This window comes from Haloferula chungangensis (assembly GCF_042664875.1).
Taxonomy (GTDB): domain Bacteria; phylum Verrucomicrobiota; class Verrucomicrobiia; order Verrucomicrobiales; family Akkermansiaceae; genus Haloferula; species Haloferula chungangensis.
On record NZ_JBHTBS010000001.1, the window covers coordinates 759,146 to 774,877 of the forward strand.

Sequence of the window (15,732 nt, forward strand, 5' to 3'; positions counted from 1 at the left end):
GATGTCCCACCCTTTGCAGCACGCTTCCGACCCCGCCTATTGATCGGCCTTTTTTCCATAATGACCACTGAATCTCACACCCAGATCGCCAACTTCATCTGGAGCATCTGCAACCTCCTCCGAGGCCCCTACAAGCGGAACGAATACCGCAAGGTCATCCTGCCGCTCACCGTCCTCCGGCGCTTTGACTGCATCCTCGAATCGACGAAGCCCGAGGTGCTGGCCGAGCACGCAAAGATCAAGACCAAGGGGGAAAATATCATCCGCCATCGTCTTTCCCAGATCACCGGCGTCCCGTTCTACAATCTCTCGAAGCTGACGATCGGAGCACCGACCAAGGACAGTGGTCTCAACGGCGTGCTGGACGACCCCAACAACCTCGCGCCCTCCCTTAACAGCTACATCAACGGCTTCTCCCCCAACGTCCGGGGCATCATGGAGCGCTTCAAGTTTGGCGAACAGATCGCCTACATGGCGGAAAAGGACCTGCTCTACCTCGTCATCAAGGAGTTTGCGAAGATCGACCTATCGCCCGAGCGGGTGGACGAAATGCAAATGGGCTACGTCTTCGAGGAACTCATCCGGATCGGGGCGGAGCAGTCTAACGAGGAGGCGGGAGAGCACTTCACGCCCCGCGAAGTCATCAAGCTCATGGTCAACCTGCTTCTCTCCCCGGAAAAGGACCTCGCCCGCAGCCACGTGGTCAAAACCATCTACGATCCGACCTGCGGCACCGGTGGAATGCTTTCGGTGGCGGAACACTACATCAAGAAGCTCAACTCCGAAGCCCAGCCCAAGCTCTTCGGCCAGGACTGGAACGACGAAGCTTGGGCGGTCTGCAAGTCCGACATGCTCATCAAAGGCGAGGAAGCCAACAACATCATCCTCGGTGATACCTTCACCAAGGACGGCTTCGACCGCGATGGGGAGGGCAACAAGTGGAAGTTCGACTACATGCTCGCCAATCCGCCCTTCGGCGTGGAGTGGAAGCAGCAGAAGAAGTACATCGACAACGAACACGACTCGCTCGGCTTCAGCGGCCGCTTTGGAGCTGGCACGCCGCGCGTCAATGACGGCGCCCTACTCTTCCTCCAGCACATGATCGACAAGATGCGCGCGCCTAAGGATGGCGGTAGCCGCATCGCCATCGTCTTCAATGGCTCGCCGCTCTTCACCGGGGATGCCGGCGGGGGTGAAAGCGAGATTCGCCGCTGGATCATCGAGAACGACTGGCTCGAGGCCATCGTCGCCCTGCCCGAACAGCTTTTCTACAACACCGGCATCTCCACTTACCTCTGGGTGCTCACCAACCGCAAGGAGAAGGAGCGCAAGGGCAAGGTGCAGCTCATCGACGCCCGACAGTTCTGGGTCCAGATGGAGAAAAGCCTCGGCAACAAACGCCGGCGCATCGGTGATCCCGACGACAAGGAGAAGGACCCCGACCACATCGGCGACCTGTCCCGGATCTTCGGCACCTTCACCGACGGCGAGACCCGCGTGTTCAAGGAAAAGCATCCGATCACCAAGGATCTGGGCGACCGGGAGCGCGTGGTCAGCAAGGTCTTTGATAACGAGGATTTCGGCTACCACAAGATCACCGTCGAGCGCCCCCTGCGGCTCAGCTTCCAGGCCAGCGCCGAGCGCATCGAGTTGCTCGAGGACAACACCACCTTCAAGAACCTCGCCTCCAGCAAGAAGAAGGACCCGGAAAAGCGTCAGGCGGAGATCGAAGCGGGGCAGCGGCGCCAGCAGGAGATTCGCGAGCTGCTCATCGCATTCGGCGAGGTGACCAAGGAAAAGCTCTTCAAGGACCGCAAGGAGTTCCTCCTCGCCCTTCGTGACTTGGACAAGAAACGCGGTGTCCGCCTCAGCGCCCCGGAACTCAAGGCCGTGCTCGCCGCTCTTGGCGAACGCGACGAAACCGCCGAGATCTGCACCAAGCGCGACGGCGAACCCGAGCCTGACACCGACCTGCGCGATACCGAGATGGTTCCGCTCAAGGAGAGCATCCACGATTACTTCAAGCGCGAGGTCCTGCCCCATGTGGCGGATGCCTGGATCGACGAGGACAAGACGAAGATCGGCTACGAAATCCCGCTCAATCGCCACTTCTACCAATACGAACCGCCGCGCGAGCTGGAAGTGATCTCCGCCGACATCAAGGCGCTCGAAACGGATATCCTGAAGCTGCTGAAGGAGGTGACGGCATGAGCGACGACCCCTTGCCCCAATCCGAACTCATCCTCTACCAGACCGAGGATGGCCGCACGCGCATCCAGTGCCGGCTGGAGAACGAAACCTTGTGGCTGACCCAGGCGCAGATCGCAGAGCTGTTCCAAACGACGCCGCAGAACGTGACCCAGCATCTCAAGGCGATTTTCGCCGAGGGAGAGCTGACGGAGGAGGCAACTTGTAAGGACTACTTACAAGTTCGATTGGAGGGAGACCGGGAAGTTTCGCGGAAGCTCCGGCATTATCGATTAGAAGCGATCCTGGCGGTCGGCTACCGGGTCCGCAGCCACCGCGGCACCCAGTTCCGGCAGTGGGCCACGGCACGCTTGGGCGAGTATCTGGTGAAGGGCTTCACCATGGATGACGAGCGGTTGAAGAATCCGCCAGGCAAGGGACAGCAGGACTACTTTGACGAACTGCTGGAGCGGATCCGCGACATCCGCTCGTCGGAAAGGCGGTTTTACCAGAAGGTCCTGGATATTTACGCGACCAGTGTCGACTACACGCCGGATGCCGAGCAGTCGCAGCGGTTTTTTGCCACAGTACAGAACAAGATGCACTGGGCCACCCACGGCCATACCGCCGCCGAGATCATCGTGGAGCGGGCGGATGCGGACAAACCCTTCATGGGGCTCCAGACCACCCGGCCGGGAGGCATCGTGCGGAAGGACGACGTCAGCATCGCCAAGAACTACCTCACCGAGGACGAGCTTCAGGTGCTGAACCGCATCGTGAACCTCTACATCGAATACGCCGAACTCCAGGCCTTGGAGCGCAAGGTGATGTCGATGCAGGATTGGGTTACGAAACTGGATGAGTTCCTGAAAATCTCCGGGCGCGAACTGCTCGACCACGCGGGGAAAATCTCCGCTCCGGACGCGAAGGCGAAGGCCGAGCGCGAGTATCAACACTACCGCAAGCTGCTGGATGCCCGACCGCAGCGCATCGATGCGGAATTCGAGAAAACCGCCAAGGAGCTGAAGCAGCTCCCGAGGCCGAAGAAACCCCGCGAGCCACAACCATGAGCGACATCCGTCTCTTCCGTCTCGACCAAGGCAAGGCCAGCGCCATCGAGGGCTCGGCCTCGCGTTTGGAGAAGCCGCTCCAGACGCTCATCGAGCAGAACCTCGACCCGCTGCTCGGCATCCGCTTCGTCGCCAGCGAGTATTCCACCGGCAAGACCCACGCCGGGCGCATCGACACCCTCGGGCTGGATGAGAACCACTGCCCGGTCATCCTCGAATACAAGCGCAGCTCCAGCGAGAACGTTATTAACCAGGGCCTGTTCTACCTCGACTGGCTCATGGACCATCAGGCCGAGTTCAAGCTGCTCGTGCTGGAACAATTTGGCATGGAAGCCGCCGCCGCCATCGACTGGTCCGCGCCCCGGCTCATCTGCATCGCCGCCGACTTCACCAAATACGACGGCCACGCCGTCCAGCAGATCAACCGCAACATCGAGCTGATCCGCTACCGCCGCTTCGGCGCGGACCTGCTCCTGCTGGAGTTGGCCAATGCCGTCAGCGCCGCCACCCCGCTGGAGGTCCCAGCCGCCGAGGACAAGACGGTCAAGACCGTATCCACCGACAAGACCGTCGCCCAATGGCTCGCCGACCTGCCGCCGGGCATCGCCGAGATCTTCGGCGAACTGGAAAGCTACCTGCGCTCACTCGGCGACGACGTGCAGCGCAAGGACCTCAAGCTCTACATCGCCTTCAAGCGCCTGCGGAACTTCGCCACCGTCGTCTTCCAGAACAAGGTGCTGCGGATCTATGTGAACCTGAACCCGGACGAGCACCCCCACGTCGAGGGCTTCACCCGCGACGTCCGCAGCATCGGCCACTGGGGCACCGGCGACTTGGAACTCCTTATCCAGAGCCTCGCCGACCTCGAAAAAGCCAAACCCTACCTCAACGCCGCCTACGGCGGAGAATCCGCATGAAACCCTACCCGAAAACCAAACCCAGCGGCGTGGAATGGCTCGGCGATGTGCCGGAACATTGGGTAACACAAAAGATCACGTTTGGCTTTTCGAGAATTGGCAGCGGGACGACACCTAAGAGTGATTCTAGTGAGTTTTATGACGGAGATACTCCTTGGGTCACAACGTCGGAATTGCGCGAAACCGTGATTACTGGGACGAAAAAGGCTCTATCGAAAGAGGCGCTGTCGATCTACACCGCACTGCGGGTTTACCCGATCGGAACGCTCTTGTTTGCCATGTATGGGGCGACCATCGGACGGCTGGGCATTTTAGGAATTCCCGCAACAGTCAACCAAGCTTGCTGTGCTTTTGCCGAGCCCAGGTTGTTCGACTCGAAGTTTGCTTACTACTGGCTTTGGATGAGGCGTCCTATTTTGATCTCTCTCTCGACTGGCGGAGGTCAGCCAAATCTGAGCCAAGATGACTTAAGGAGAATAAGAATACCAACTCCACCTCTTCTCGAACAAACCGCCATCGCCGCGTATCTGGATCGTGAGACGGGGCGGATCGACGAGTTGGTGGGCAAGAAGCGGGATTTGATCGAGCGGCTCAAGGAGAAGCGCAACGCGCTCATCTCCCGCACCGTCACCCGCGGCCTCCCTGCCGACCTCCCGCCCGCCACCCTCGCCAAGCTCGAAGCCCTCGCCGGCCAAAAGCTCCCCCTCAACTCACCCCTCAAACCCTCCGGCATCGACTGGCTCGGAGACGTGCCGGAGCATTGGGAGGTTCGCCGTGCGAAGCACATTTGTGACGGAATCGTAGACTGCAAAAACCGGACGCCTGACTACTATGAGGACGGGGATTTCATTGTGCTACGAACCACCGACGTGAAGAACGGGAAGATTGATCTGCACAATGCGCTCAGAACAGATGGAGTGAACTTCAAGGAGTGGACTTTACGAGGAGCTCCAAGAAAGGACGATGTCTTCTTCACGAGAGAGGCTCCGGCAGGAGAAGCTGCGCTATTCGATGGCAAGTATCCCGTCTGCATGGGCCAACGGATGATGTATTTTCGCGTGACCGCTGGGAAATTGGATGCTCGCTACCTTCTGTTGTATTTCTACAGCGACGCTGCGAAGACCTACATTCAGGGTGAGGCAGGAGGAAGCACCGTGACCCACCTGAGACTTGGCCAAGTTTACAATTTTCCGTTAGTTCAACCTCCAATAGGAGAACAACGTGCCATCGCCGCATACCTCGACGAGGAAGCCGCAAGACTCGACGCTCTCGTCGGCAAGGTCGAGGCCGCCATCGAGCGCCTTAAGGAATACCGCAGCGCCCTCATCACCGCCGCCGTCACCGGGAAGATTGACGTCCGAACGTCTTCGATTAGTACCTAATTCCGAGCTTTTTAGCACGCCATGCACCTCTCAAGCATCACCTTGACCAATGTTCGCCAGTTCGATCAACGGACCTTTGAATTTCAGCCTGGATTCAACCTGCTCGTCGGCGAGAACGGAGCAGGAAAGACAACAATTCTGCGTGGGTTGCTCGCAGCCCTTGGAGCGCCTGGCCAAATGGGGCGGCGGCCTTGGTTAGAGGACGACGATATTCGGCTCCACGCCAGTCATGCAGAAGTGAATGCTGTAGTCGAATCACCAAGCTATCGCATTCGGCAATTCTCCATTCACAAGCAGCTTTGGGAACGCACTGAACGATCACCCCGCGGAAGCCAGCGCCCTCTGGTTCTCTCCTATGCATCGAACGAGGCGACGTGCCCTGGGATGAAGGTCAGGCAGGCCAAGCGAATCCGAAGTCCCAAGGGTGAAGAATACCGTAGCGATGAGGAGTTCCTGTATCGGATGGAAATGGAAGAATCAATTCGACCACGGCCACGTTCAACCGAATCCCGCTTCGGGAATAGTGAGTCCGTCAGAAGCTTCGTTGGCAAGATGCTCTCCACATTCGACCCAGATTTCCATCAGTTCTATTGGCGTTTCGAGCCTTACGATTGTTCTCTGGTGGTTCCTAAAGATGAGAAATGGGATCCGATTGTGGATGCAGAATTAGAGGAGATGGCTCGCTCTGCAGCCCTGCGCTTTTTCCACGAAGATTGGCTACGCCATCGCAAGCGGCCGTATGATTGGCCCGATCAATCCAACGTGGTTCTTAATCCCGGCGAACGTGAACGCAAGTCGAGTGAGGGGTATCTCCCGGATCCGAGAGAGATTTGGGATCGAATGAGAATGTCGGAGGACGCCAAGAAGCGACTCCAGTCAGCGTCTTTAGAAGTTAAGCTTACACCTCACATCATGATCCGACGCAAAGTTGGCCCTCTCCGCTTGAGTCAACTATCTGATGGAGAGCAGCGGCTGTTTTCGCTTTTCGTCGACATTGCGAGGCAACTCTCACTTCAATTCCCCACTGAACATATTGGGAAGGGCGATGCTATCGTCTTGATCGATGAGATCGATGTCCACCTACACCCCAAGTGGCAGCGGGAGATCGTGCCAGCATTGGAGCACCTCTTTCAGAATTGTCAGTTCATAGCCACAACGCATTCGCCGTTCATAGTCCAGGCGACACCGCCAGGTAGTGTTCAGAATATCGAAGGAAGGCCAATTGGCGATGTCGCAGACCGAGGTATCGAGGAGATTGCGAAGAAAGCGATGGATGTGGAGGGACAGACCAGCGTTCGTTATGAGGAAGAGCTTGAAGCTGCCAAGGATTACCTGAGAGCGGTCTATGCAGCAGGAACTTCGAATGAGAGCGAGATCAATGCTCTTAGGGAGAGGCTAGATCGTTTAGGAAACCGCTATGCACGAAACCCAGCTTATCAGGCGTTTCTTGCACTGAAAACCGATGCGCGTTTTGGATCCGAGGACTGACATGAAGCCCGTCGATAAAGGCCAATCTCTTGGCACCCTAGCCCGCTACCCTGATGCCAAGCCTGAGCTTCTGCTTCGGCTCGGGCTTCAATGCTCATACTGCGAAGAACCTGGATCACCACAGAGCCTCCACATCGAACACATTTACCCCAAAGACCCTCATCCTGAGTTCGAGCGGGAGTGGGACAATTTCTTAGTCGCGTGTTCCACATGCAATACCTACAAGCATCATCATCTCGGATCAGCGAGACAGACTGATTTGGAGGGGAGATACGTATGGCCACATCGCGAGAACACAATGTGTGCCTTCCATTATTTTGACGATGGTCGAGTTGAAGTCGTGCCAGGTCTGTCGGCGGATCTTAGCCAAGCCGCGGGCGATACCCTGAATATGATCGGGGCCATGAAGAGCCCAGCAGCGGCAGCAAACTACGGCGAAGATATCGCATATGACGGAATGGAGAAGAGGAAGGAGATGTGGGAGATAGCATCTGAGAATAGACGGGACTACCTAGCCTCTGATGGAGCATTCAGCCCAGGATCGATTGCTCGCAACGCCTCGAAGATGGGGCACTTTAGCATTTGGATGGCCGTGTTTCATGACAGGCCGGAAGTCCGCTCCGAATTGATCCGCCAGTTCAAAGCAGCTTCAAATTGTTTCGATCAGGGCACGCAGCCTATATCCAGAGGACGGCTTTAGTATTCGAATTGAAACCCTTATGAGCCAAACCACCGAGACCGCCTTTGAATCCTACGTGGAAGAAATCCTCCTGACGAAGGGAGGATGGAAGCCCGGGACGAACGCGGAGTGGGACAAGGAGCGGGCGCTGTTTCCCGCACAGGTGTTCGCCTTCATTCAAGAGACCCAGCCGAAGCTGTGGGCGGAGATGGAAAAACTCCACGGCAACGGTTTGGAGGGATTGCTGATCACCACACTGGCGAAGGAGCTGGATTCCAAGGGCTCGCTGCATGTGCTCCGGCACGGGTTCAAGTTCTACGGCAAGACATTCCGCGCTGCGATCTTCCGGCCGGCCCACGGTGCCAACTTCGAGGTGCTGGAGCAGTATGGGAAGAACCGGCTCACCGTCACCCGCCAGGTGCCTTGTCATCCGGGCGACAACCGTACGCTCGACATGCTGCTGGCGGTCAATGGCCTGCCAGTGGCCAGCATCGAGTTGAAGAACCCCGGCACTGGCCAGAACTGGCGGCACGCGGTGAAGCAGTACCAACAAGACCGGAATCCGAACGCCCCGCTCTTCGGTTTCAAGAAGCGAGCGCTGGTCCACTTCGCCGTCGATCCGGACGAAGTCCACATGACGACGCGGCTTGCTGGCGAGAAGACCTTTTTCCTGCCCTTCAACCGCGGCAGCCATCCGGGGAAGATTCAGTGCGGCGCGGGCAATCCGCTGCATCCCTCCGGCTACCGCACGGGCTATTTCTGGGAGGACGTGCTCCAGTTCGATAGCTTCCTAGACATCCTCGGCCACTTCATCTTCCTCGAGAAGCGCGAGGAGAAGGTCGAAGACGGACACGGCGGTCACCGTCTTGTGCTGAAGGAAACGATGATCTTCCCGCGCTACCACCAGCTCGACGCGGTGCGGAAACTGGTCGCGACCGCTCGTCTCGAAGGCCCAGGAGGGAACTACCTGATCCAGCATTCCGCCGGCAGCGGCAAGACCAACAGCATTTCCTGGCTCTCCCACCGGCTGGCTAGCTTGCACGATGTAGACGACGCCAAGGTCTTCGATTGCGTGGTGGTCATCACCGATCGGCAGGTGCTCGACCGCCAGCTCCAGGATGCGATCTACCAGATCGAGCACGCGCAGGGAGTGGTGAAGGCCATTGATCAGGACTCGAAGCAACTGGCCAATGCGCTAATCGACGGCACCAAGATCGTCATCACCACACTCCAGAAGTTTCCCTTCGTGCTGCGCGGCCTGCTCCATGCGGCGGGCGCGGAGCGGGTGGACAATCCGACCGAAGAGGAAATCGCCCAAGCGGAGGCGTGGGAGGCGGAGATCGCCAAGCGCCGTTACGCGATCATCGTCGATGAAGCCCACTCCAGTCAGACCGGCGAGACCGCCCGCGAGCTGAAAGCGATCCTCGGATCGAGCGGGAAGGAGAACTCCGAGGAAGAACCGGATTGGGAAGACCGGCTTAACCAGATCATGGAGTCGCGCGGTCGTCAGAAGAACCTCAGCTTCTTTGCTTTCACCGCCACTCCGAAGGGTAAGACTCTGGAGCTGTTCGGACGCCCCGATGGCGGTGGATTGCCCGAAGCCTTTCACCTCTACTCGATGCGTCAGGCGATCGAGGAGAAGTTCATTCTCGATGTGGTGAAGCGCTACACCACCTACTCGACCTATTACCGGCTGGTGAAGGCGGTGGAGGACGATCCAGATTTGCCCAAGAAAAAGGCGGCGCGTGCGCTGGCAAAGTTCATGAGCCTGCACCCGCACAACATCGAGCAGAAGACCGAGGTGATGGTGGAGCATTTCCGTCACAAGGTGCGCGGTCATCTCGGCGGGAGGGCCAAGGCGATGGTGGTCACTTCGTCCCGTCTCCACGCGGTGCGCTACAAGCAGGCCTTCGACGCCTACTTCGCCGAGCACGGGATCAGCGACATGCGCTCACTGGTGGCCTTCAGCGGTACGGTAAAGGATCCAGATAGCGGGCTGGAATTCACCGAGCCCAAGATGAACCTCGATTGCGTGACCGGCGACCCGATCAGCGAAAAGCAGCTTCCCGCGCGGTTCGCCTCGCCGGATTACCAGGTGCTGCTAGTGGCCAACAAGTATCAGACCGGTTTCGACCAGCCGCTACTATGCGCCATGTATGTGGACAAGCGCCTCGACGGTGTGCAGGCGGTGCAAACTCTGTCCCGGCTCAATCGGATGACCTCCGGAAAGGAGGATCCCTTCGTGCTCGATTTCGTCAACGACGCCGAAGACATCTACAAAGCCTTCAAGCCCTACTACGACGCGACCAGCCTGCAAGAGGGCTCGGACCCGCATCAGCTCGAAGGCCTGAAGCACGAGCTCGACGCCGCCCAGATCTACCACGACAGCGAGGTCGAAGCCTTCGCGAAGGTGTTCTACAAACCGGTCGCCAAGCAGACAGCCAGAGATCACGCGTCGATGCAGCTCCATTTGCAACCGGCGGTGGACCGTTACAAGGCGATGGAGGCCGAGGAGCAGCGTGCGGAGTTTCGCGGGAAGTTGCAGGGTTACGTGAACCTTTACTCGTTCCTGAGTCAGATCATGCCCTACGTCGATCCTGCGCTGGAGATGCTCTACAGCTACGGGCGTTTTCTGCTGCCGCACCTTCCTCTCGACCGTGACACCGATCAGGTGAAGCTCGGCGACGAGATCGGGCTCCAATATTACCGCCTGCAACGAATTTACTCGGGGGAAATCGCGCTAAAGGAAGGTGAAGCCGAAGGCGTGAAAAGCCCGACCGATGTCGGCACCGGCAAAGCCAAGGAAGAGAAGGCTCCGCTGTCTGAAATCATCAAGGTGCTCAACGATCGTTTCGGCACCGAGTTTACCGATGAAGATAAGTTCTTCTTCGAACAGATTCAGGAGAAGGCGAAGAACTCCGAGAAGGTCGTGAAGCTTCGCCAAGCGAACCCTTTCGACAAGTTTCAGCTCGGGCTGCGGCAGATGATCGAGGATCTCATGATCCAACGGATGTCCGACAACGACAAGATCGTCACCCGCTACATGGACGACAAGGAGTTCGGCGATGCCGCTTTCGGTGTTTTGTCCAAGGCGATCTACGAGGCAATTCCTGAGGAGTCAGTCGATCATGAAAAATACAATAGGGCAGACCATTGATCCAAACTGGCACCCAACGGGGCCGAGACGAGTCGATTTGCTCCCATGTGAAGCATGTTCGGGGAAAGGTTCCACGGTAATTGAAAAGCTTTCTGTCTGCGCCCCTTGCTCAGGACTTGGATACATATCTGATGGAGAAGGCAAGCATGCCATTTGTCTAAAATGCGGAGGCATGAAGTCAGTAGTGACTCGCGAAATTCAGGCTTGTATGGACTGCAACGGGAAAGGTTCGTCTCCCGTAATTCGACAAACTTTTGCAGGTGATGTCGTTTGTGCCGAGTGCGAGGGTCGTCTCTATTACACGGAGGAAGATGATGCAGAACCAGAACCCTGTCATAACTGCGACGGACAGGGCTATTTTAATGACGATGTAGAGCACTACGCTCCCAAAGAATGGATGGCCTCAAGAGATCGCCCTCCGGGCCTAGAACCAATTGCCTATTCTTCAACTAGGGAAGTCACGGAATGGAAGGCATCAACCGGCGAGATTATTTTTTTCACTGACTGTATAACCTGTGGGAATGACCCTGATTGCGTCTCATGCGGGGGTGACAAACGAGTCGTCTGCGTTGCTCAACCTTGCGACTACTGTGGAGGAGATGGCTGCGACTCCGTACCTTTTTTCCATCCATGCTCCTGTTGCGGCGGGCGTGGAATTAATCGAGTTACTGAGACCCGGATCGTGTGAGAAAATCAGACTAATCCGAGTCTCGAGAAACAGATCATAAAATGAGTAAATCAGAGCCAGAGCCCTCAACTAGTTCGGATCCAGCTATCGAATCGCTCCGTCGATTTCTGGTAGAGGTCCACGGTTATTCTGAGCCCCCGACACAATGGCAGCTCTGCCAACTTGCCGCGATGGTAGGCAATGAGATTCCCGAGGATCATTTAAATCTGGCATGCAAGGAAGCGGAGCGTCGACTTGCCCTAGCTGCTTCTATTTGGGACGCCTCCGCACGCAAAAGAAAAGAGATTGTAAAGCGATTGGAGGATACAAGCGCAGCCTTCCGTGAAAAATTTACGCTCTATGGACCCCTCAAGGTCGGGACACACTTCATGCCCCGCGTGACGGAGTGGAACGACACCGAGGGCCGAATCCCGTTCAATCGTTACCTCGAGACCGTCGTGGGTCTCGCTCGTGAGGATGATCGTATGCGCTGGTGGCGGGCATTCCTCACTGCTAAAATTCGACGCGATCAACATGCGGACTATTGGGGACGGCATCCACCTGCCGAGGCAAGGGATGATCCTGATTGGAGCGAGCCGGATTCGTTCCCAATTGACGAGGCCGTGATCCCCGCAGTCCTTGAGCGCCAAAGATCTAAAGGGTTTTCAATCGGATTTTCGGCATCCTATTATTTGGAGGAGTTTCGCACTTGGAGACTGAGTATGAAGAGCCACGACACGTGCCTAGCGGTGGCGGCTTCTCTCGAAGAATGTGTGAAAAAGGGCTTGGAGGCTGAAAGATCTATCAAATCCGGAAAACCATAGTCCACGAACTGAGAACCTAGCTGGAGTGACTGAGGACTAGACTCGCTCCCTTGAAGTTCTGCCTGTGAATCATGAGCTGAAGGGGGTCGGCGCGATCAAAATCTTAATGTCTCTCGTGGCATGGTGATGACCTATGGTTACTTCATCAAGCCACCCGCAACTCGTCGGTGCAGAAGACTGCATCAAGATTGTCTTCCCAGTCGAAACCTCCCGCCCTGGCCTTCGCACTTTCCGCGCCTGGCAAGCAAAGGGCTTCATCCCGGTTCACAAAATCGGACGCCGCACCTACTTCGATCCCGATCAGGTCCGAGCCGCCCTTGAACGTCGTTTCCGAATCGATCCGATCGAAGCCCGCTAACAAACCGGGCCGACCTCATGAAAAGATCGACCCGGCGGAAGTGATTAGCTGCCGAGAGATTACCCCTTCATGAGTCAGGCCGCAACCTCGATTGCACACCATGAAAGACATCTTCGCGGAGGCGAATGCCACCTACACCATTACCGCACTCTGGTCCATGTTGCGGCTACCCGGGAACCCGCCACGTCCGGGAACCAAGTTCGCTTCGCCATTCCGCCCCGACTCGAATCCGAGTTGCGACATTTCCAAGGATGATCGTTGGTTTGCCGACCGTAGCCAGGGCCTCAATCTGAATGGCGTCGGATTCGTCCATCACGCATTGGGAGGGGATTGGGTCGAGGTGCGGGCGTGGTTTCTTGAACGCCTGGGCATCGATCACGGAGATGCGCCACCAGCGCCCGCGCCGACAACGAAGCCGGAACGAGAGAAGCAAATCATCTGGCCCGGTGAACTCGTCGAGGGCACCGAGGAGACTTGGAACGCTTTCGCAAAGAAGATGAACCTTCATCCGAACGCCGCCATGGTGGCCGTTCAGTTGGGAATGCTCCGTTTCCTCAAGATTGATGGAATCCGTTGCTACGCCATCACTGACACGGCAAACAAAGCCGCAGAGATTCGCCGTTGCGATGGAAAGTCATTTGGCCAGTCCAAGGCTTACCCGCTGAAGGGCGTAGAGAAGAAGTGGCTTCCCGGAGCGGATCTTCTGAAAAGGAGTCCGAATGCGAAGGGCATCCTTATCACGGAAGGCCCTCGTGATCTTCTTACTGCAATTAGCCACTACTACCGTTATCGAAGAAATCACGGCGGTACGAATTCATGGCAGCCTATGGCGCTTCTCGGTGCTTCCTGCAAGGAACTCCATTCCGAGCTTGTGCCGTGGTTCCGGGGAAGACACTGCCGACTCGTTCCCGATGCTGATGGTGCGGGAGATAGGATGGCGGCACACTGGGAGTCAAAGCTCTTCAACTTGGGCTGTAAGGTGGACGTGGTGAGACTCCAACCCCGGGGAAAGGACCTGACCGACCTGGCTGACATCATCCAACCGGAGGTAATCTTCTCATGAGCGATGAAGATGTTTCCACGGCGGTCTCGGAACCGGGGGAAGGAATGGTGAACATTGGCACGGCCGCCGATCCCTATTTTGTTCAAGCGGTGAAGGTCGTTGCCTTCGAACCGACACAAGAGCAGGTCGAGGCGAAACAGAATGCGGAGGCAGAAACTCTGACAAAAGATGACTTCCGCCGAATGCTCGGCGAGAGAGTATTTGATCATACCACGGTACCACCTCGGCCGATCCCGATTCTCAAGCTTGGCAAGCACGTCATATCCACCCCTGGGAACCTGACCAACATTCAAGCACCGGCCAAGGCCGGGAAAAGCGCCGTCATCGGAGCCATCATCGCCGCAATCATGGACGGAAATCGCAGCGACGCCGATACTCTCGGCTTCAGTGCCGAGAACGAGAAGGGATACGGAGTCATTCACTTCGATACCGAACAAAGCCGCTTTGATCACGACCAGTTGATACGCCGGGCGGTCAACCGGGTGGGGGCGAACATGGTTCCACCATGGTTCCGTTCTTACTGTGTCACCGATATCCCCCAAGAATCGCGGCTACACTGTCTCGAAATCGCTCTGGCCGACGCCAAAGAGACTTTCGGGGGAGTGTTTGCCATCATCATCGATGGCATCGCGGATCTAGTTAGGGATCCTAACAGCCCAGAGGAGTCTTTCGCATTTGTGGACATGCTTCACCGAGACTCGATTCGGTACGATTGCGCCACCATCACGGTCCTCCACGAGAACCCTGGCAGCGGCGACGCCGGAAAGATGCGGGGCCACCTCGGGAGCCAGCTAGAGCGCAAAGCTGAGACTCCGCTTCGGCTGGCGAAGGATGCCACCACTGGCATTACCACCGTCTGGACAGATCGAGCTCGTCACTGCCATCTTCCGAAGACCGCCGGGCTTTGCTTCCAATGGTCGGATGAAGCCGGCATGCACGTTTCGGCCGGAAGCGCGGGGGAGATCAAAGCGAACCAACGCCAGGAGAAGTTTCGAGAGGAAGTGGAGAGGGCCTTCGATGGTGGCGAAAGCTTGAGCTACTCGGAATTCGTTGCCCGCATCATGGAGAGAGTTGGGATCGCGAAAAAGACCGCCGAGAAGCGGATCACCACTTACCAGGTCGAAGGTGCAGCAGTGAAAAGTCCATCGGGATCCTACTCCCTCGTTCCAAGGTTACCCTCCAACCCTCGACCTACCCTCAATTCACCCTCCGGAGGGTAAGCGGATCGTCCAACCCTCCAACCCTCCCTCTCCCTGTAAGGGAGGGAGGGGGAGGGTGGACCGCTCTTTCCGAAGAAAGCCCGAGCAAAGTCTTACCCTCACACAAAGCTTCCTAACATCTACCACTTCAGTCCCACTTACCCGCCATGCGTTATCCTCTAATTCTTTGCCGGGAACGTCTCGATAGGATGCTGGACCTCCTCGACCGAACCGGCGGCCGTAACACGGTTCGAAACCTGTATCGAAGCCATACGATCTTCCCGTGGGAGGTTGAGCAAGCTGCCGAATTGGGATGGGTGGAAATCGAAACCCGCAATCCGAAGATCGGAAGGCCCTCTGTTATCGTTTTGAAACTTAGCAAAACATCCACTGCAAAACACCCACCGTGGCGCTTTCAGATCCCGCCTGAAATCTCGATCCGACATTGGAAATTCGTTTTTGCGTACCTTATCGACTACTCCGCCTGCAATGCTCGACGGGCTTACCTCGCCACCTATCCAAACGCTCGCAGCAAAGCAGGAGCCAGCGCCAGTGCCCATCGACTACTCAAACACCGTGATGTGAAAGCGGCGATGGCTTGGGTTCGAGCATGCTCTGATTCCGACTTCCCGGCCGACGAGAAACTACATCATCCGGCGAGCGCTGCTGAAGTCAGAAAGATCTTCTGCCGAGTTCACCATTGGAGGTTCTGGCAGCTTTGACTTCGTCTTTGTCAACACG

At 57.1% G+C, this 15,732-nt stretch carries 12 protein-coding genes; all 12 read left to right on the plus strand.

Annotated features, from left to right (window positions below; all coding sequences use genetic code 11):
* The first annotated feature begins 60 nt into the window (after positions 1-60).
* The 12 genes from ACFQY0_RS02975 (at position 61) to ACFQY0_RS03030 (ending at position 15,713) form a co-directional block, all read left to right on the plus strand.
* A complete protein-coding gene (locus tag ACFQY0_RS02975) occupies positions 61-2,211 on the plus strand; it encodes a type I restriction-modification system subunit M (RefSeq protein WP_379708934.1) in 2,151 nt (716 codons plus the stop codon).
* Positions 2,208-3,257: a virulence RhuM family protein gene (locus ACFQY0_RS02980; RefSeq protein ID WP_379708936.1), complete on the plus strand. Its 1,050-nt coding sequence runs from the start codon at positions 2,208-2,210 to the stop codon at positions 3,255-3,257. Before ACFQY0_RS02975 ends, ACFQY0_RS02980 begins: the two co-directional genes overlap by 4 nt.
* On the plus strand, positions 3,254-4,174 hold the full coding sequence (locus tag ACFQY0_RS02985; RefSeq protein WP_379708938.1) for a DUF5655 domain-containing protein: 921 nt from the start codon (positions 3,254-3,256) through the stop codon (positions 4,172-4,174). Before ACFQY0_RS02980 ends, ACFQY0_RS02985 begins: the two co-directional genes overlap by 4 nt.
* On the plus strand, positions 4,171-5,556 hold the full coding sequence (locus ACFQY0_RS02990; protein ID WP_379708940.1) for a restriction endonuclease subunit S: 1,386 nt from the start codon (positions 4,171-4,173) through the stop codon (positions 5,554-5,556). The genes ACFQY0_RS02985 and ACFQY0_RS02990 overlap by 4 nt, the downstream gene beginning before the upstream one ends.
* 21 nt (positions 5,557-5,577) lie before the next feature.
* A complete protein-coding gene (locus ACFQY0_RS02995) occupies positions 5,578-7,044 on the plus strand; it encodes an AAA family ATPase (RefSeq protein WP_379708942.1) in 1,467 nt (488 codons plus the stop codon).
* 1 nt (position 7,045) lies between these two features.
* A complete protein-coding gene (locus ACFQY0_RS03000; protein WP_379708944.1) occupies positions 7,046-7,744 on the plus strand; it encodes an HNH endonuclease in 699 nt (232 codons plus the stop codon).
* A gap of 19 nt (positions 7,745-7,763) precedes the next feature.
* Positions 7,764-10,880 carry a type I restriction endonuclease subunit R gene (locus tag ACFQY0_RS03005; protein WP_379708946.1) on the plus strand — a complete coding sequence of 1,039 codons (3,117 nt, stop codon included), beginning with the start codon at positions 7,764-7,766 and terminating at the stop codon, positions 10,878-10,880.
* An 858-nt stretch (positions 10,881-11,738) separates the two neighbouring features.
* The gene (locus tag ACFQY0_RS03010; RefSeq protein WP_379708948.1) at positions 11,739-12,371 is read left to right on the plus strand and encodes a hypothetical protein; all 633 of its coding nucleotides are present in this window, start codon (positions 11,739-11,741) and stop codon (positions 12,369-12,371) included.
* 133 nt (positions 12,372-12,504) lie between these two features.
* Complete coding sequence (locus ACFQY0_RS03015; protein ID WP_379708950.1) at positions 12,505-12,729, plus strand: hypothetical protein; 225 nt, start codon at positions 12,505-12,507, stop codon at positions 12,727-12,729.
* Positions 12,730-12,829: 100 nt separating this feature from the next.
* Positions 12,830-13,792, plus strand: a complete 963-nt coding sequence (locus ACFQY0_RS03020) for a toprim domain-containing protein (RefSeq protein WP_379708952.1) — start codon at positions 12,830-12,832, stop codon at positions 13,790-13,792.
* Positions 13,789-15,012, plus strand: a complete 1,224-nt coding sequence (locus ACFQY0_RS03025) for an AAA family ATPase (protein ID WP_379708954.1) — start codon at positions 13,789-13,791, stop codon at positions 15,010-15,012. Before ACFQY0_RS03020 ends, ACFQY0_RS03025 begins: the two co-directional genes overlap by 4 nt.
* Positions 15,013-15,200: 188 nt before the next feature.
* On the plus strand, positions 15,201-15,713 hold the full coding sequence (locus ACFQY0_RS03030; RefSeq protein WP_379708956.1) for a terminase small subunit: 513 nt from the start codon (positions 15,201-15,203) through the stop codon (positions 15,711-15,713).
* The last annotated feature ends 19 nt before the right edge of the window (positions 15,714-15,732 follow it).